This window comes from Paraburkholderia sp. A1RI_3L, from assembly GCF_048957895.1.
Taxonomy (GTDB): domain Bacteria; phylum Pseudomonadota; class Gammaproteobacteria; order Burkholderiales; family Burkholderiaceae; genus Paraburkholderia; species Paraburkholderia kururiensis.
This window is the reverse complement of the sequence record NZ_JARCHA010000085.1, coordinates 1-391: the sequence shown is the minus strand read 5'-3', so window position 1 is coordinate 391 and position 391 is coordinate 1. Positions and strand designations below refer to the sequence as shown.

Annotated in this window: 1 protein-coding gene; it reads right to left on the bottom strand. The window is 67.0% G+C overall.

Translation table 11 applies throughout. From position 1 onward, the window contains the following. A partial coding sequence (locus tag PXJ20_RS33010; protein ID WP_421057525.1) for a polysaccharide biosynthesis/export family protein occupies window positions 1-391 on the bottom strand: 391 nt, incomplete at both ends.

The window sequence follows — 391 nt, the reverse complement described above, 5'->3', positions numbered from 1 at the left end:
TGCCCGTCGCGCCGAACGCCATGAAGCTGACCGGCTGGTAGAGCGCCGTGACCACATCGCCCGCCTGCAGCGCGATGTTCTGGCGCGGATCGCGGATCACGGCATCGAGCGGCATCGAAAAGACCTGGGTGCCGCGCGTGATCTGCACCATCACCTTGTTCACCGGTTGCCGCACGCCGCCGGCCGCCGCGAGGGCGTCCAGCAGACGCTCGCCCTTCGGCGTCAACGGCACGCGCATGCTGCTGCCCACGTCGCCCACCACTGTGACGTCGGCCGTCGTGTTGCGGATAACGCGGACCAGCACCTGTGGTTCGTTCGCCTTCGATTTCAGCCGCCCCACGATCGTTGATTCGAGATCCGGAATGGTCATGCCGGCTGCCTCGATGCTGCC